Here is a 16,916-nt window from a genome sequence, read left to right as displayed (position 1 = left end):
ATCTTCAAACCGTCTCTTGCAAGGCACGGATACGAGATGGGTTCCCGCTTTCGCGGGAATGACGAGATATTGGAAGACGACGACATGCACGCCTATCGCACTCATACCTGCGGCCAGCTTCGCGCGGACAGCGCCGGCGAAACCGTCCGCGTCTCGGGCTGGGTGCATCGCAAGCGCGACCACGGCGATCTCGTCTTCATCGACCTGCGCGATCATTACGGCATGGCCCAGATCGTCACCGAGGTCGACGGCCCCGTGTTCGAGGTGATCGAGGGGCTGCGCGCCGAAAGCGTGGTAACGATCACCGGCAAGGTCGAGCCGCGAGCCAAAGACGCGATTAACCCCAACCTCCCGACCGGCGAGATCGAAATCCGCGCGGTCGAGGCGTCGGTACTGTCGGCCGCCGCCGAACTGCCGCTGCCGGTTGCGGGCGAGCAGGAATATCCCGAGGACGTGCGGCTGCGCTATCGCTTCCTCGATCTGCGCCGCGAGACGCTCCACGCCAATATCGTCAAGCGGACCAGGATCATCTCGGACATGCGCCGCCGCATGGAAGCCGCCGGCTTCACCGAATATTCGACGCCGATCCTGACCGCGTCGAGCCCCGAAGGCGCGCGCGACTTCCTGGTGCCGAGCCGCATCCACGCTGGCAAATTCTACGCGCTGCCGCAGGCGCCGCAGCAATACAAGCAATTGCTGATGGTCGCTGGCTTCGACCGCTATTTCCAGATCGCGCCGTGCTTTCGCGACGAAGACCCGCGCGCCGACCGGCTGCCGGGCGAATTCTACCAGCTCGACCTCGAAATGAGCTTCGTCACACAGGAAGACGTGTGGAACACGATGGAGCCGGTGATCGCCGGGGTGTTCGAGGCGTTCGCGGAAGGGCGGCACGTCACGCCCGCGGGTAGCTTCCCGCGTATCCCGTATAGCGAGGCGATGCTCAAATACGGATCGGACAAGCCCGATCTGCGCAATCCGGTACTCATCGCCGACGTGACCGATCATTTCGTCGATTCGGGCTTCGGCATCTTCGCCGGCATCGTCGCAGGTGGTGGCGTCATCCGCGCGATCCCGGCGCCGGGGGCAGGGGCGGGCAGCCGCAAGTTCTTCGACGACATGAACAATTGGGCGCGCTCGGAAGGCTTTTCGGGGCTCGGCTATATCAACATCAAGGACGGCGAGCCGGGCGGGCCGATCGCCAAGAACCACGGGTCGGAAGCGACCGCCAAGCTGATCGCGGCGCTTGGGCTCGGGCCGAACGATGGCGTGTTCTTTGCCGCCGGCAAGGAAGCGCAGGCGACCCGGCTGGCTGGGCTGGCGCGGGTGCGCGTCGGCGAGCAGCTCGACCTGATCGACAAGGATCGGTTCGAATTGTGCTGGATCGTCGATTTTCCGTTCTACGAATATGACGAGGACGAGAAGAAGGTCGATTTCGCGCACAACCCGTTCTCGATGCCGCAGGGCGGGCTCGACGCGCTCAACGATCAGGATCCGCTGACGATCAATGCGTACCAGTACGACATGGTCTGCAATGGCTTCGAGATCGCGTCGGGATCGATCCGCAACCAGTCCCCCGAAACGATGGTCAAGGCGTTCGAACTGGTCGGGCTGTCGAAAGCGGACGTCGAGGAGCGGTTCGGCGGTCTCTATCGCGCCTTCCAGTACGGCGCGCCGCCGCATGGCGGCATGGCGGCCGGGGTCGATCGCGTAGTGATGCTGTTGTGTGGTGCGCAGAACCTGCGCGAGATCACGCTGTTCCCGATGAACCAGCGCGCCGAGGATCTGCTGATGAGCGCACCGTCGCCGGCCAGCATGAAGCAGCTTCGCGAACTCTCGATCCGTGTGGTCGAGCAACCTGCCGCCCCTGCGAAGAAGGACGTCGAGGAGATCGTCTCCCCCAAGGCCGGCTGACCGCCGGGCGCCTCAGCGCAGCTTGGCGATGGCCAGGCCGTCCTGCTTGGCGCGCTCCTTGACCGATTCCTCGCTGCGCGTGAGCGCCTTGGCGATCGCCTTGAGCGCCATGCCCTTCTTCGCCAGCGTATGCAGCTTCTGCACCTCGTCGGGCCGCCAGGGCTGGCGGTGGCGTTCAAAGGTCTTGGCGCTCATGCGTCGTCCTCAGCGGGAATGGGGAAGGCAGCGAGGATTTCGATCGCCTCGGGCCGGTCGTTGAAGGGCAGGGTATCGCCACTTTCCGCGCCGATCATCGCCTGCGCCAGCGGTGCCGCGAAGCCGATTCGCTGTGCGGCGGGGTCGGCCTCGTCGGCGCCGACGATATCGATCGTGCGCTCGGCGCCGTCGAGGCGGAAGTGCACGCGCGTGCCGATCGCGACCTCGCCCTCGGGTGGGGGCGGGGCCAGTTCGGCGGTCGCGGCGCGGGTGTTCCAGTAGCGCAGTTCGCGTTGGCGCGACTCGGGCTCGGCCGGATCGGCGGCAAGCGATTGTTCGAGCACCAGCACCTGATCGCAGATCAGGCGAAGACCGCGCGGCGTAACGATATTGGGCCCGGCCGGCAGCGGCAGTTCGAAACGAGGTTCCTTGTGTTCCTCGTCGCTTTCGCGCCGGAAGGCGACGCTCACGTCTCCGCGCTGCCGATCACGGGGTTGAACGCGCCGGTATCGTCCATCACCCAGAGCACGCCGTCGCGAATCGCGAAATAGGCGCCGCGCAGCGTCAGTTTTCCGGCGGCTTCGCGCTCGGCCACGAACGGAAAGGTGCGGATATTGGCGATCGAGACGCGTACCGTTTCGAGTTCGAGCGCACGAGTCGCTTCCTCGCCTTGCCCATGTTCGGCGACGATCCGGTCGCGGGCCTCGTCAAGCATGTTGACCCAGTTGGCGATGAAGGCGCCGTCACCGGGCGCCTTGTCGACGAACGCGTGGCTGAGCGACGCGCTGACGCCACCGCACGATCCGTGGCCCATCACCACGATCTCGGGAACTTCGAGTTGCGAGACCGCGAATTCGATCGCCGCGGACACGCCGTGGCGGCCGCCGCCGATCTCATAGGGCGGCACCAGATTGGCGATATTGCGGACAACGAAAATCTCGCCGGGCGAGGCATCGAACACCGTCGCCGGATCGGTGCGGCTGTCGGCACAGGCGATCACCATGACGCGCGGTTTCTGGCTTTGCGCAAGCTCGGCCCAGCGCGCGTGGTGATCTAGATAGTCATGGTCGTGAAAACGGCGATAACCGGCGATGAGGTCCGCGAAGTCTGTCATGGACCGCCCTATTTGCAGGTTGACGCAGGGCTGGCAAGCGGTTGCGACAATCGCTATCTGGCGGCCATGAACGAGATGACTCCGCTCGCCCGTCCGCCGCGCGCACGCAAGCCGGACTGGATTCGCGTCAAGGCGCCGACCAGCGCCGGCTTCGCCGAGACCAAGCGACTGATGCGCGAGAAAAACCTTACGACGGTCTGCGAAGAAGCGGCGTGCCCGAACATCGGCGAGTGCTGGACCAAGAAGCACGCGACGGTGATGATCCTGGGCGACACCTGTACCCGCGCCTGCGCCTTCTGCAACGTCAAGACCGGGATGCCGCGCGCGGTCGACCCGTTGGAGCCGCAGCATGTCGCCGAGGTCGCGGTGCAGATGGGGCTCCAGCACATCGTCGTCACCTCGGTCGATCGCGACGATCTGCCCGATGGCGGCGCACGTCAGTTCGTGCGGGTGATCGAGGCGATTCGCAAGGCGGCACCCAAAACGACGATCGAGATCCTGACCCCCGATTTCCGCAACAAGGCCGATGCCGCGGTCGAGATGATCGTCGCGGCGCGGCCCGACGTCTACAACCATAATCTGGAGACGGTGCCGCGGCTCTATCCCACGATCCGCCCGGGCGCGCGCTATTACGCGTCGCTGCGGCTGCTCGAGAGCGTCAAGAAGCTCGATCCGTCGATCTTCACCAAATCAGGCGTCATGCTCGGGCTAGGTGAGGAACGACTCGAGGTGCATCAGGTGATGGACGACATGCGCTCGGCCGATGTCGATTTCCTGACGATGGGCCAGTATCTCCAGCCGACCCCGCGCCACGCCAAGGTGATCGATTTCGTCACTCCTCAGGCGTTCGATGCTTATGCGGCGATCGCGCGCGCCAAGGGCTTCCTGCTGGTCGCTTCGTCGCCGCTGACGCGGTCGAGCTATCACGCCGGCGACGATTTCGAGCGGATGCGCGCCAATCGCGAAGCGAAGCTGGCCGGGGCGGCTGCACCGGCGGCCTGATGCCCCAGCACCACGAGGTCCGCCACCTTCCGTACAGTTGCGAGCAGATGTTCGATCTGGTCGCCGACGTGAAGCGTTATGAGGAATTCCTGCCCTGGGTCAGCGCGATCCGGGTGCGCTCGGACAGTGCGACCGAGATGGTCGCGGACATGATCGTCGGCTTCAAGGGCTTGCGCGAAACCTTCACCTCGCGCGTCCAGAAGACGCGGCCGAGCGAAATCCATGTCGATTATCTCGAAGGGCCGCTAAAATATCTTACGAATCATTGGAAGTTCGCGCCCGAACCTGATGGTTGCGCGGTTGATTTTTGCGTCGACTTCGCGTTTCGCAATCGCGTGTTCGAAATGCTGGCGGGGCAGGTGTTCGATCGCGCGCTCAGGAAGATGATCGGCGCGTTTGAGACGCGCGCGGCCGAGCTTTACGGTGCCGATGCGAAGGGTTCGACGTCGGGCATCAGCAATTCGAGCGCGCACAGCGCGGCCTGAAGCCGCACCCCGCCACGCCCCTGATCGCCGAAATCCTTGGCGTCGGCGATCACATCGGCCGGATCGGCCCCGCGTTCGGCGCGCGCGAACACCACGCGGCCCACCGGTTTCTTCTCGCTGCCGCCGCCGGGGCCGGCGATCCCGGTGATCGCGACCGCGACATCGGCGCCCGATTGTTCGAGCACGCCCTGCGCCATGCTCCACGCGACCGCGATCGACACCGAACCGAAGGTTTCGATGACGTCGCTGCTGACATGGAGCGACGCCAGCTTGGCCTCGTTCGAATAGGTGACATACCCTGCGTCGAGCACCTCGGACGAGCCAGGGATTTCGGTGAGCGCGGCGCAGACGAGCCCGCCGGTGCAGCTCTCGGCTAGCGCGACGCGGCGGCCCGCGGCCTGATTGGCATCGACCACGCGACGCGCGGCCTCGACGAGTTCGGCGGGGAGGATGGTATCCATGCGTCAGCGCCTCTGCGCCGGGCAGAGCGGGAGATCAAGCGTCGGCAGCCGCGTATCGAGCACGCCCGCGTCCTGCTTCTCACGGATCAGTTCGAGCGCGGATACCACGAGCCCCGCGATGTTGCGCGGAGGCAGCGGCTGGAGCAGCGTGATCATGTGATCGATCGCCCCGCAATCGCGCGTCTGGATCTGCCCGACGAGCGCCGGCGCGAGCAGTGACACGAGCAATGGCCGGGTGAATTCGGATTGCAGCAACGGCGCCATATCCGGCCCCGCGACCTTTGCGAGCGCGGCCTGCGCTTGCGGCCAGGCCCGGTTCGCCGCGCTGTCATATTGCGCCAGAAACGCGCCGCTCGTCTGGCGAATCAGCGCGGTTGCGGGAAGCATCGCGGCGCATGCCTGCCCGGTCTGACGGATGATCTCGGGCATCGCGACGAGCGCGATCGATTCGGCCTCGGCGGTGGTCACGCACGGGGTCGCGGCAGCGGCCGCACTACTGGTGGCAACGAGCGCGAACGCACTCAGGCAGGCAAGGAACTTCATACGCTATCCTTTTGGTATTCTGACGGTTGCGATCGCCTGTGCGGCAATACCTTCGCCGCGGCCGGTGAAGCCCAGCCGCTCGGTGGTGGTCGCCTTGATGCTGACCTGATCGGGCGCGAGGTCGAGCAGGCTCGCGATCCGCGCGCGGATCGCCTCACGATGCGGACCGATCTTCGGCGCTTCACACATCACGGTAAGATCGACGAAATCCACAATACCGCCTCGCGCGACGATCAGCGCGGCCGCATGCCGGAGGAACCGGTCCGACGCCGCATCCTTCCATTGCGGGTCGCTTGGCGGAAAATGCGTGCCGATATCGCCCGCGGCGATCGTGCCCAGCAACGCATCGGTAAGCGCATGGAGCGCGACATCGGCGTCGCTATGCCCCGACAGCCCCTTGTCGTGTGGGATCAGCACGCCGCCCAGCCACAATTGTTCGCCCGCGACGAGGCGATGGACATCGAATCCGGTCGCGCTGCGCGAGACCATCGCGCCGCCGATGCGCGCCTCGGCGGCGGCAATGTCGGTGGGGTAGGTGATCTTGTCGAGCATCGTGTCTCCCTCGACCAGTGCGATTCTGCCGCCAAAGCGGCGCACCATCTGCGCATCGTCGGTCGCTTCCTCGCCGGCGGGCCAGCGCGCATGGGCTTCGAGTAGCGCCTCGAACCTGAACGCTTGTGGAGTCTGGATTCGGTACAGGCCATCGCGCGCCACCGTCTCACCGAGTGTCGCGCCGCCCTGCGCGAGCGTATCGGCGATCGGAAGCACCGGCACCGCGCCGTCATGCGTCTCGAGCGCCGCGAGCAGGCGATCAACCACCGCAGCCGAGAGGAACGGGCGGGCGGCATCGTGGACCAGCACGCGCGCGGGCGCGTCGTCCGCCAGCGATGCGAGCCCCGCCTGCACCGATTCCCGGCGTGTCGCGCCGCCGGTGACATGCCGCACGGGGCCGATCGCGGCAGCCAGCATCCCGCTCTGTCCGGCGCCGACCACGACGACGACGTCATCGATCGCTTCGTGCGCAGAAAGCGCGGCGTAGCTATGCATGATCATCGGTTTGCCGCAAAGCATCGCGAACTGCTTGGGCGGGCCGCCGAGCCGCGTTCCCTGGCCGGCGGCGACGATCAGCGCGATCGTGCGGTGCATGGTCATCGCGTGCGCCTAGCCCAAGCCAGCGACGCTTGCCAGCAGCGCGCGCGTCCGATAAAGCGCTGCCCAATTTTCAGGCACATCATGACGACACTCGCCCCCATCCAGGTCGGCCCCGTGCGGATCGACAGCCCGATCGTGCTGGCGCCGATGACCGGCGTTTCCGACATGCCGTTCCGCACGCTCGTGCGCCGCTACGGCTCGGGGCTCAACGTCACCGAGATGATCGCCAGCCAGGCCGCGATCCGCGAGACGCGCCAGTCGATCCAGAAGGCGGCGTGGCATCCGCTCGAGGAGCCGGTGTCGATGCAGCTCGTCGGCTGCACCGCGTACGAAATGGGCGAGGCGGCCAAGCTCGCCGCCGACAAGGGCGCCGCGATCATCGACATCAACATGGGCTGCCCGGTCCGCAAGATCGTCAACGGCTGGGCGGGCTCCGCGCTGATGCGTGACGTGAAACTCGCCTCTGATATCATTGAAGCGGTGGTAAAAGCCGTCGACGTTCCGGTGACGCTCAAGACCCGGATGGGCTGGGATCATGCCAGCCTCAATGCGCCCGAGCTGGCGCGGATCGCCGAGGACATCGGCGTCAGGATGATCACCATCCACGGCCGTACACGCTGTCAGCTCTACAAGGGCGAGGCCGATTGGAGCTTCGTGCGCCGGGTGAAGGATGCGGTGACCGTGCCGGTGCTCGTGAACGGTGACATCTGTGGAATCGACGATGCCGAAACCGCGCTGGCGCAATCGGGCGCCGACGGGCTGATGGTCGGGCGTGGCGCCTATGGCCGGCCGTGGCTGCTCGGCCAGATGATGCACTGGTTCGCCACCGGCACGCGCCGTCCCGATCCGTCGCTTGACGAGCAATATCACGTCATTGCAGAGCATTACGATGCGATGCTCTCCCATTACGGCACCGAAACCGGGGTCAATATGGCGCGCAAGCACATCGGTTGGTACACGCGCGGGCTGCATGGTTCGGCGGAGTTCCGCAACAAGGTCAATCAGGAACCCGACGCCAGGGTCGTCAAGGCGATGCTCGCCGATTTCTATGCGCCGTGGCGCAATCGTGCCGCGGCCTGAAACCCTCGCGGCGGGCGGCCCGGCGCTGTCGGAACTGCTCGCGGCCTTGCCGGTCGGTATCCTCGTCATCGATCCCGATCGGCGGATCGCGCGGGTCAATGCCGCGTGCGAGCAGTTACTCAACCTTTCCGAACGCGTTCTCGTCGGCCAGCGGCTCGATGATCTGCTCGCCTTGCCCGGTCCCGCACGCGCGCGCCGCGACGGCCATGCGCTCGCGGCGTTCGATGTCGAAATCGAAACCAGCCGCGGCGCGCGCGTCCGGGTCGATTATCTCGAAGCGCTGCTTGCCGATCACGCCGGATGGCGCGTGATCACGCTCCACCATGCCGCCACCCCGCGCGCGATGGGGGTATCGCCGGGGCGCGATGCGGGCGCGCGCGCCGCGGTGGGCGCAGCGGCGATGCTCGCGCACGAAATCAAGAACCCGCTGTCGGGCATTCGCGGGGCCGCGCAGCTTCTCGAGGGCGGGGAAGGGGCCGCCGACCTGACGTCGTTGATCGTCACCGAGGTCGATCGGATCGCCGCGCTGATCGACGGGATGCAGGATTTCAGCGACACGACCCCGCTCGAATTGACCTCGGAGAACATCTATCCGCTGCTCGATCACGCCCGCCGCGTCGCCCGCGCGGGGTTTGCGCGCGATGTAGCGATCGACGAACGCTTCGACCCGTCGTTGCCGCCGGTGCTCGTCAACCGCGATGCGCTGCTCCAGGTCGTCATCAACCTGCTCAAGAATGCGTGCGAGGCCGTGGCGGGGCAGGTCGAGCCGCGCATCTTGCTCACCACCGCCTATCGCCAGGGCGTCGCGATCGACGCCGGCCCCGACAAGCCCCGGCGGGCGCTGCCGATCGAACTCGCGGTGATCGATAACGGTCCCGGCGCGCCGCCCGACATTGCCGAACTACTGTTCGATCCGTTCGTATCGGGCCGTCCCGAAGGCAAGGGATTGGGGCTGGCTTTGGTCGATAAATTGGTGCGGGCGATGGGCGGTATCGTCCAATATGCGCGTGAAGGCAGCCCCGAGGCGACCGTCCTCCGGGTGCGTCTCGCACGCGGGGCGGCGGCATGACCGCGACCGTGCTCGTCGTCGACGACGATGCAGCGATCCGCACCGTGATCGCGCGTGCGCTCGATCGGGCGGGGCATGACGTCGTCGCTGCCGGATCGCTCGCCGAGATGCGGCGCGCGCTCGATCGCGGGCTGCCCGACGTGCTGGTGACCGATGTCGTGCTGCCCGACGGCAACGGCCTCGACGCGGTCGCCAGTTTCGTGCGCGATCATCCGCGACTGCCGGTGATCGTGCTGTCGGCGCAGAACACGCTGACGACGGCGGTCCGCGCGACCGAGGTCGGCGCCTATGATTATCTGCCCAAGCCGTTCGATCTCGACGCGCTGATGCGTGCGGTGGCGGGCGCGCTCGCCCGCGAAGGCGGCGTTCCCGTCGCGCCGCTGGGTGAAGAAGACGCCGCGCTGCCGCTGATCGGCCGCTCGCCGGCGATGCAGGACGTCTACCGCGTCATCGCCCGCGTCGTTTCGAACGATCTGACGGTGCTGGTGTCGGGCGAATCGGGCACCGGCAAGGAACTGGTGGCGCGGGCGATCCACGATCTCGGGCCACGCCGCCACGCGCCCTTCGTCGCGATCAACATGGCCGCGATCCCGCGCGAGTTGATTGAATCGGAGCTGTTCGGCCATGAACGCGGCGCCTTCACCGGCGCGCAAGCCCGCGCTGCCGGGCGTTTCGAGCAGGCAGCCGGCGGCACCTTGTTCCTCGACGAGATCGGTGACATGCCGATGGAAGCGCAGACTCGGTTGCTGCGCGTGCTCCAGTCGGGCGAGTTTACCACCGTCGGCGGCGGACGGACGATCCGTGCCGACGTCCGCATCGTCGCCGCCACCAATCGCGACCTCACTCGCGCTGTCGCCGACGGGCGGTTCCGCGAGGATTTGTTCTACCGGCTCAACGTGGTGCCGATCACGCTTCCTGCGCTGCGCGAACGGCGTCAGGACGTCGCGCTGCTCGCACGGCACTTCCTCGATCGCGCCGCCGAGGCGGGGTTGCCGCGCAAGCAGCTCGACGCGGCCGCGGTCGCGCTGCTCGAAGCGCACGACTGGCCTGGCAATGTGCGCGAGCTTGAAAATATCACCAGGCGCATGGCGGTGCTGAGCCGTGATAGAGTGATCGGCGCGGCTGAGGTTCGCGCGACGCTGGGCGGAGGATCGCCGGATGAGGTGGCATCGGCCGACATCGGTATCGAAGCCGCCGTTGACGCATTCGTCGACAGGCTCGCGCGCGAGGCGCCCGATGCGCTGACCAATGGCACGCTCTACGATCGCGTGATCGCCGAAGTCGAGCGCCCGCTCATCCGGCGGATGCTGGCGCGCAACGGGAACAATCAGCTTCGCACCGCGCGCGCGCTCGGTATCAACCGCAACACGCTGCGCAAACGGCTCGATACGCTGGGGATCGACCTCGACCCAGACGATGAGGCGCGTCCATCTGGTCCGGGTGACCGGTGAAGCGGGCTAATATGTGTTTTGCTTGCATCGGTATTGTTGTAATCATGCAACGATGAGTGCCGATGCGGTGACGATCGCGGGCGGGAAGCCGCGCCGCTGGCAATCGCGATTGTCGTGGCCGGCGCTGATCGAGATCGCGGTGTTGGTTGCCGCGATCGTGATGGGTGTCGCCACCTATTTCATCCTCGACGACAGCAGCACCTCGCAGAAACTGCTGAGCCCGGGCGTCGCCGCCTTGCTGCTGCTCGGCAACCTGCTGCCGGTGGCGGCGCTGCTAGTGCTGATCGGGCGCCGGGTCGCCAAGCGCCGCGCGGCGCGCGCGGACGCGGCCGGCGACGGCAGGCTGCACGTTCGCCTGGTCGCGATCTTCTCGCTGATCGCGAGCGTGCCGATCGTGTTGACGGTGATCGCGGCATCGGTGATGTTCCAATCGGTCAACCAGTTCTGGGCATCGAGCAAGGCCGAGACGGCGTTCAACTCGACGATCGCGCTGGTCGAGGATGCGCAGGGCCAGTTCATCGATCGCTGGGTGGCCGAGGCGCGGGCGATGGCGACCGATCTCGGCGACAATCGCAACGCTTATCCGGTCGGCACCGAGGTCGGGCACAATTATCTCGCGCGGCAGACGCTGTACCGCAATCTCAGCGAGGCGGTGCTGTTCACCTACGAAGGCAAGGACGGGATCAACGTCGTCGATGTGGTCAACCCGCCCAATGAGAAAAGTTTTTCGGAGCGCGTGACACCACAATTGCTCAAGCTTTTGAGCAAACAGCAGAACCCGGCGATCAACCGCACCCCGGACACGATATGGATCGTGATCAACGTGCCCGATGCGCCCGATCTCTATCTGTATATCGGCACGCATGTGAACGCGACCTTCATCAACCGCCAGCATCTGGCGGCGAGCGACCTGATCAAGGAATACCGGACGCTCCAGGAGCATTCGCACGCACTCCAGCTCAAGTTCAACGCGGCCTTGTTCGCGGTTGCGGTGTTGATCATCGCGCTCACCGTCTGGATCGCGCTCGCGGTCGCCGATCGGCTGGTGCGTCCGGTCAACGAGTTGGTGGGGGCGGCGCTGCGCGTTTCCGAGGGCGACCTCGCGGTGCGGGTGCCCGAACCACGCACCCGCGACGAGGTCGGCTCGCTGGGCACCGCGTTCAACGTGATGACCGCACGGCTCGAAGCGCAGACGACCGCGCTCGAAAGCCGGCGCGCGCTGATCGAGGCGGTGATGTCGGGGGTCACCGCGGGCGTGATCTCGATCGATTCGGATCGCACCGTCCAGCTCGTCAACAGCTCGGCGGTGGCGTTGCTCGATTCGGGCGGCGGCGATCCCGTCGGCCGGCCGCTCGCCGCGCTTTCGGCCGAACTCGACGCGCTGCTCGACAGCGACACGCGCGAGGCGGTGATCCAGGTCGCCGCCGAACGCGAGCCGAGGACGCTTGCGGTCAAGATCACGCGCGATGCCGCCGGGCAGGTGCTCACGTTCGACGACATCACCCAGCAATTGCTCGACCAGCGCCGCGCCGCCTGGTCCGATGTCGCGCGCCGGATCGCGCACGAGATCAAGAATCCGCTCACCCCGATCCAGCTCGCCGCCGAGCGGCTCCAGCGGCGTTACGGCAAGCAGATCGAGGCGAGCGACCGCACCTTCCAGCGCCTGACCGAAACGATTGTCCGTCAGGTCGGCGATCTGCGGCGGATGGTCGACGAATTCTCCTCCTTCGCACGCATGCCCAAGCCGGTCTTTCGCGAGGAATCGCTCGTCGATATCGGCCGCCAGGCGCTGTTCCTCCACGAAGTCGCGCATTCGAACATCCATTTCTCGTTCGAGCATCAGGGCAATGCGGTGATGCTGGTGTGCGATCGGCGCCAGATCGGGCAGGCGCTCACCAACATCGTCAAGAACGCGGTCGAGGCGATCGAAGCGCGCGACGATGAGGCCGACGGCAGTGTCGTGATGCGGCTTTCGGAAGATGCCGAACACGATAGCGTGACGATCGAGGTGGCCGACGACGGCGTCGGCCTGCCGATCGAGCGTGACCGGCTGGTCGAGCCGTACATGACCACGCGATCGCGCGGCACCGGCCTTGGTCTCGCGATCGTCAAGAAGATCGTCGAAGAGCATCTCGGCACCGTCACCTTCACCGATCGCGAGGGCGGGGGCACGAAGGTGACGATGACCTTCGATCGCGCGATGCTGGCGGCGATCGACACCGGCGACGGATCGGACGCCGACGACGCCCGCGATCGACCACTTCCCGCCCTCACCAGAAATCGGACCCCCTGACTATGACGCTCGACATTCTCGTCGTCGATGACGAACTCGATATCCGCGAACTCGTGGCCGGCGTGCTCGAGGACGAAGGCTATGAGGCGCGCAACGCGGCGGATAGTGACGCCGCGCTGGAGGCGATCGCGGCGCGGCGGCCCTCGCTGGTGCTGCTCGACGTCTGGCTCCAGGGCTCACGGCTCGACGGGCTCGATTTGCTCGACGAGATCAAGCGGCGCGATCCCTCGATCCCGGTGCTGGTGATTTCGGGCCACGGCAATCTCGATACCGCGGTCGCCGCGATCCGGCGCGGCGCGGCCGATTTTATCGAAAAGCCGTTCGAGGCCGAGCGGTTGCTGCTGATGGTCGAGCGCGCGACCGAGACCGAGCGGTTGAAGCGCGAGATCGCCTCGCTGCGCGCCTCGGTGGCGAGCGACAGCGACCTCACCGGCGCGTCGGCGGTGATAAACGCGGTTCGCGCGACGTTGAAGCGCGTCGCCTCGACGGGCAGCCGCGTGATGGTCACCGGCCCGGCCGGGGTCGGCAAGGAGATAGCGGCGCGCCTGCTGCATGGCTGGAGCCCGCGAGCGAGCGCGCCGTTCGTCGTCGTCAGCGCGGCACGGATGACGCCCGAACGCGTCGAGGAGGAATTGTTCGGGGTGGAGGAGGGGGGTGACCTCGTTCGGCCCGGTATGCTCGAACAGGCGCACGGCGGCACCTTGTTTCTCGACGAGATCGCGGACATGCCGCTTGCCACGCAAGGCCGCATCCTGCGCGTGCTGACCGATCAGAGCTTCACCCGTGTCGGCGGGCAGCGCGTCGTCAAGGTCGACGTGCGCGTCGTTTCCGCCACGGCGCGCGACCTGACCGAGGAGATTGCCGAGGGCCGTTTCCGCGAGGATCTGTATTACCGGCTCAATGTTGTCCCGGTCGCGATCCCGCCGCTGGCCGACCGGCGCGAGGATATTCCGCCGCTGGTCGAGCATTTCGTCGCGCATTACGCCGCCGAGCGCCGCGTGCCGACCCCCGAGATCGCCCCCGACGCGATGGTCGCGCTGCAATCTTGTGATTGGCCGGGCAACGTGCGCCAGCTCCGCAACGTCGTCGAGCGGACGGTGATCCTCGCGCCCGGCGACCGCATCGGCCGGATCGAGATCGATCTTCTGCCCGCCGAGGTGCTCGGCGAACAGGGCGATCTCGGCGGCAACGGGAGCGCGGCGATCATGGGGGCGCCGCTGCGTGAGGCCCGCGAGACGTTCGAACGCGAATATCTGCGCGTCCAGATCCGGCGATTCTCGGGCAATATCTCGCGTACCGCGAGCTTCATCGGGATGGAGCGCTCGGCGCTGCACCGCAAGCTCAAGCTGCTCGGTATCACCGAAACCCGCGAATCCTGAGCCAGCAGTGGACGCGGCGCCACCGCGTCCCTAAAATTGAAACAGCGCGCCGATAAAGGTGCGTATCCTGACGCCGGGAACCGGCGCGCCGCAGGGCATGACCCTGCCAATAAGGACAGCAAGATGGCCGACAAACACAGCTCTCTCCAGGATCTCTTCCTCAACGCGCTTCGCAAGTCGAAGACGCCGGTGACGATGTTCCTCGTGAAGGGCGTCAAGCTTCAGGGAATCGTCACCTGGTTCGACAATTTCTCGGTGCTGCTGCGCCGTGACGGCCAGTCTCAATTGATCTACAAGCACGCCATCTCCACGATCATGCCCTCCGGGCAGATCGATGTCGCCGAAATCGTCGAATCGATGGGCGAAAGCAGCAAGAAGCCGGCGTTGCTCCAGGAGGTTTTCCTCAACGCGGTGCGCAAATCCGACGAAAGCGTGACGATGTTCCTCGTCAACGGCGTGATGCTCCAGGGCCATATCGCGGCGTTCGATCTGTTCTGCATGTTGCTTCAGCGCGACGGGCTGTCGCAGCTCGTTTACAAGCACGCGGTTTCGACGATCCAACCGGCGCATCCGCTCAACCTCGCCGAAGAGCAAGCGGAGTCGAGCGAGGGTTGAGCACCGGATTCGATCGCGACCGGGATGATTTCGCCCGCGGCGCGCGTGCCGTCGTCGTCTTTCCCGATCGCGGGGAATCGCGTCGCGATGCCGAGGCGCGGCTCGACGAGACCGCAGGGCTCGCGCTCGCGATCGGGATCGTCGTCGCTGATCGCGTCGCGCTCAAGCTGCGCGCGCCCAAGCCCGCAACCTTGCTCGGCAGCGGCCAGGTCGAGGCGCTGGCGACGACCGTGCGGATGGAGGACGCCGATCTCGTCATCTTCGATGCCGCGCTGACGCCGATCCAGCAACGCAACCTCGAAACCGCGCTCGAGGCCAAGGTGATCGATCGCACCGGGCTGATCCTCGAAATTTTCGGCGAGCGCGCCGCGACCGCCGAAGGACGGCTCCAGGTCGAGCTGGCGCATCTCGATTATCAGGCGGGGCGGTTGGTACGGAGCTGGACCCACCTCGAGCGCCAGCGCGGCGGCTTCGGCTTTCTCGGCGGCCCCGGCGAAACGCAGATCGAGGCCGACCGGCGGTTGATCCGCGATCGCATGGCGCGGCTGCGGCGCGAACTCGGTCAGGTCAAGCGCACGCGCGGGCTGCATCGCGGCCGTCGCCAGCGCGCGCCGTGGCCGGTGATCGCGCTCGTCGGCTATACCAACGCCGGCAAGTCGACGCTGTTCAACCGTCTGACGGGTGCCGACGTCATGGCAGAGAACCTGTTGTTCGCCACGCTCGATCCGACGCTGCGCCAGATCCGCCTGCCGGGAATCGACAAGGCGATCCTCTCCGACACGGTGGGGTTCGTCTCCGAATTGCCGACCCAGCTCGTCGCGGCGTTCAAGGCGACGCTGGAGGAAGTGGTGTCGGCCGATCTGCTGATCCATGTCCGCGATGTCGCGCACCCCGACAGCGAGGCGCAGCGCGCCGATGTCGAGGCGGTGCTCGCCGAGATCGGCGTCGACGAAGCGGCACTCAGGATCGAGGCATGGAACAAGCTCGACCTGCTCGACACGGTCGATCGTGAGGAGCGGCTGGGCGAGGCGGCGAAGCGCGACGATGTCGTCGCGATCTCGGCGTTGACCGGGGAAGGGGTGGAGACGCTGCTGGAGACCGTCGGCGCGTTGCTCACCAGCGGGCACCGGCGCTACCGCATCGCGCTCGATCCCGCCGATGGCGCCGGCGCGGCGTGGCTCCATCAGCACGGCGAAGTGCTCGATCAAGCGCTGGAAGGGGATAGGCTGGTGTTCGAGATGCGGATGGCGCCCGCCGATCACGAACGCTTTGAGACGCGGTTCGGGTGATAAGAACAACTAGAGAACGATAGGGAAGGGAACGGCGAGGCCGACGTTCATTCGGCTTGTTTCGCCGCGTTCCACAATGCTTCCTTGTCGTCGAGCGACAGCCCCGCGAACGCATCGCCGGCGCGGGTTTCCATGTCACGGAAGCGACGCTCGAACTTGGCGTTGGCGGCACGAAGCGCGGCTTCGGGCTCGATGCCGAGCTTGCGCGCCCAGTTGACGACCGCGAACAGCAGGTCGCCGATCTCCTCGGCGCGGTCGGCGTCGGTCGTCGCGGCCTCGACCTCGGCCAGTTCCTCGTCGATCTTGGCACGCGCGCCGCGCGCATCGGGCCAGTCGAAGCCAGTGCGCGCGGCGCGCTTCTGGAGCTTGTCGGCGCGCAGCAGCGCGGGCAGGCCGAGCGCGACTCCGTCGAGCGCATGGGTGGCGTTGCCCTTGGCCGCGCGTTCCTCGGCCTTGATCTCTTCCCACAGGTGATGACCGCCCTTGGCGCGATCGCCGAAGATGTGTGGGTGGCGGCGTTCCATCTTGCCGCTGATCGCCGCTACCACATCGGCGAGGTCGAACAGGCCGGCTTCCTCAGCCATGCGGGCATGGAAGACGACCTGGAGCAGCAGGTCGCCGAGTTCATCCTTGAGATCGGCCATGTCGCGGCGCGCAATCGCATCGGCGACCTCATAGGCTTCCTCGATCGTGTACGGCGCGATCGTCTCGAAAGTCTGGACATTATCCCATTCGCAGCCCGTCTTCGGGTCGCGCAGCCGAGCCATGATCTTGACGAGGCGGTCGATCATCGGCGGGGAAGGTGCGGCAAAGGTGAGGCCAAGAGTCCCCCCTCTGCCAGACCGTCTTCAGGTTCGATAATATACATTATGTAAAA

Annotated in this window: 17 protein-coding genes; 10 read left to right on the top strand and 7 right to left on the bottom strand. The window is 66.3% G+C overall.

Annotated elements, in window-relative coordinates:
• The first annotated feature begins 84 nt into the window (after positions 1–84).
• The gene (gene aspS / locus DFR49_RS01835) at positions 85–1,911 is read left to right on the top strand and encodes an aspartate--tRNA ligase (RefSeq protein WP_119035226.1); all 1,827 of its coding nucleotides are present in this window, start codon (positions 85–87) and stop codon (positions 1,909–1,911) included.
• A 12-nt stretch (positions 1,912–1,923) separates the two neighbouring features.
• Here aspS and DFR49_RS01830 read toward each other — a convergent pair whose 3' ends face one another.
• Genes DFR49_RS01830 through DFR49_RS01820 form a run of 3 tightly spaced genes read right to left on the bottom strand, consistent with a single transcriptional unit; the run spans position 1,924 to position 3,220 of the window.
• Positions 1,924–2,106: a hypothetical protein gene (locus DFR49_RS01830; protein WP_119034333.1), complete on the bottom strand. Its 183-nt coding sequence runs from the start codon at positions 2,104–2,106 to the stop codon at positions 1,924–1,926.
• Positions 2,103–2,576: a GreA/GreB family elongation factor gene (locus tag DFR49_RS01825; protein WP_119034332.1), complete on the bottom strand. Its 474-nt coding sequence runs from the start codon at positions 2,574–2,576 to the stop codon at positions 2,103–2,105. The genes DFR49_RS01830 and DFR49_RS01825 overlap by 4 nt, the downstream gene beginning before the upstream one ends.
• Positions 2,573–3,220, bottom strand: a complete 648-nt coding sequence (locus tag DFR49_RS01820) for a carbonic anhydrase (RefSeq protein ID WP_119034331.1) — start codon at positions 3,218–3,220, stop codon at positions 2,573–2,575. The genes DFR49_RS01825 and DFR49_RS01820 overlap by 4 nt, the downstream gene beginning before the upstream one ends.
• A gap of 66 nt (positions 3,221–3,286) precedes the next feature.
• Between DFR49_RS01820 and lipA the strand changes: the two genes are divergently transcribed.
• Both lipA and DFR49_RS01810 read left to right on the top strand, forming a co-directional pair.
• Complete coding sequence (gene lipA, locus DFR49_RS01815; RefSeq protein WP_119035225.1) at positions 3,287–4,222, top strand: lipoyl synthase; 936 nt, start codon at positions 3,287–3,289, stop codon at positions 4,220–4,222.
• Entirely contained in the window at positions 4,222–4,707 is a 486-nt protein-coding gene (locus tag DFR49_RS01810; protein WP_119034330.1) for a type II toxin-antitoxin system RatA family toxin, read from the top strand. Before lipA ends, DFR49_RS01810 begins: the two co-directional genes overlap by 1 nt.
• Here DFR49_RS01810 and DFR49_RS01805 read toward each other — a convergent pair.
• Genes DFR49_RS01805 through DFR49_RS01795 form a run of 3 tightly spaced genes read right to left on the bottom strand, consistent with a single transcriptional unit; the run spans position 4,641 to position 6,863 of the window.
• On the bottom strand, positions 4,641–5,168 hold the full coding sequence (locus tag DFR49_RS01805; protein WP_119034329.1) for a CinA family protein: 528 nt from the start codon (positions 5,166–5,168) through the stop codon (positions 4,641–4,643). The two genes, DFR49_RS01810 and DFR49_RS01805, sit on opposite strands and share 67 nt — an antisense overlap.
• 3 nt (positions 5,169–5,171) lie before the next feature.
• The gene (locus DFR49_RS01800; RefSeq protein ID WP_119034328.1) at positions 5,172–5,711 is read right to left on the bottom strand and encodes a hypothetical protein; all 540 of its coding nucleotides are present in this window, start codon (positions 5,709–5,711) and stop codon (positions 5,172–5,174) included.
• A gap of 3 nt (positions 5,712–5,714) precedes the next feature.
• Entirely contained in the window at positions 5,715–6,863 is a 1,149-nt protein-coding gene (locus DFR49_RS01795) for a bifunctional 2-C-methyl-D-erythritol 4-phosphate cytidylyltransferase/2-C-methyl-D-erythritol 2,4-cyclodiphosphate synthase (protein WP_119034327.1), read from the bottom strand.
• An 81-nt stretch (positions 6,864–6,944) separates the two neighbouring features.
• On the opposite strand from DFR49_RS01795, the gene dusB reads away from it, so the two are divergent.
• From dusB to hflX, 7 genes are read left to right on the top strand one after another with little or no spacing between them, the layout of a single operon-like run.
• Positions 6,945–7,943: a tRNA dihydrouridine synthase DusB gene (dusB, locus tag DFR49_RS01790; protein WP_119034326.1), complete on the top strand. Its 999-nt coding sequence runs from the start codon at positions 6,945–6,947 to the stop codon at positions 7,941–7,943.
• Positions 7,912–9,012, top strand: a complete 1,101-nt coding sequence (locus DFR49_RS01785) for a two-component system sensor histidine kinase NtrB (RefSeq protein ID WP_119034325.1) — start codon at positions 7,912–7,914, stop codon at positions 9,010–9,012. Before dusB ends, DFR49_RS01785 begins: the two co-directional genes overlap by 32 nt.
• Positions 9,009–10,463, top strand: a complete 1,455-nt coding sequence (ntrC, locus tag DFR49_RS01780; protein ID WP_119034324.1) for a nitrogen regulation protein NR(I) — start codon at positions 9,009–9,011, stop codon at positions 10,461–10,463. The genes DFR49_RS01785 and ntrC overlap by 4 nt, the downstream gene beginning before the upstream one ends.
• Positions 10,464–10,515: 52 nt before the next feature.
• Positions 10,516–12,756, top strand: a complete 2,241-nt coding sequence (locus DFR49_RS01775) for a sensor histidine kinase NtrY-like (protein WP_119034323.1) — start codon at positions 10,516–10,518, stop codon at positions 12,754–12,756.
• Between the two features lie 2 nt (positions 12,757–12,758).
• On the top strand, positions 12,759–14,135 hold the full coding sequence (gene ntrX, locus DFR49_RS01770; RefSeq protein ID WP_119034322.1) for a nitrogen assimilation response regulator NtrX: 1,377 nt from the start codon (positions 12,759–12,761) through the stop codon (positions 14,133–14,135).
• A gap of 36 nt (positions 14,136–14,171) precedes the next feature.
• A complete protein-coding gene (gene hfq / locus DFR49_RS01765) occupies positions 14,172–14,750 on the top strand; it encodes an RNA chaperone Hfq (RefSeq protein WP_281271725.1) in 579 nt (192 codons plus the stop codon).
• Positions 14,747–16,039 (top strand): GTPase HflX, encoded by a 1,293-nt coding sequence (gene hflX / locus DFR49_RS01760; protein ID WP_119034320.1) that lies wholly within the window; start codon positions 14,747–14,749, stop codon positions 16,037–16,039. The genes hfq and hflX overlap by 4 nt, the downstream gene beginning before the upstream one ends.
• A gap of 47 nt (positions 16,040–16,086) precedes the next feature.
• On the opposite strand, the gene mazG is transcribed toward hflX, so the two are convergent.
• Complete coding sequence (gene mazG / locus DFR49_RS01755) at positions 16,087–16,830, bottom strand: nucleoside triphosphate pyrophosphohydrolase (protein WP_119034319.1); 744 nt, start codon at positions 16,828–16,830, stop codon at positions 16,087–16,089.
• Positions 16,831–16,916 lie beyond the last annotated feature (86 nt).

This window comes from Hephaestia caeni (assembly GCF_003550065.1).
Taxonomy (GTDB): Bacteria; Pseudomonadota; Alphaproteobacteria; order Sphingomonadales; family Sphingomonadaceae; genus Sphingomonas; species Sphingomonas caeni_A.
This window is presented reverse-complemented; position numbering and strand designations above follow the sequence as displayed.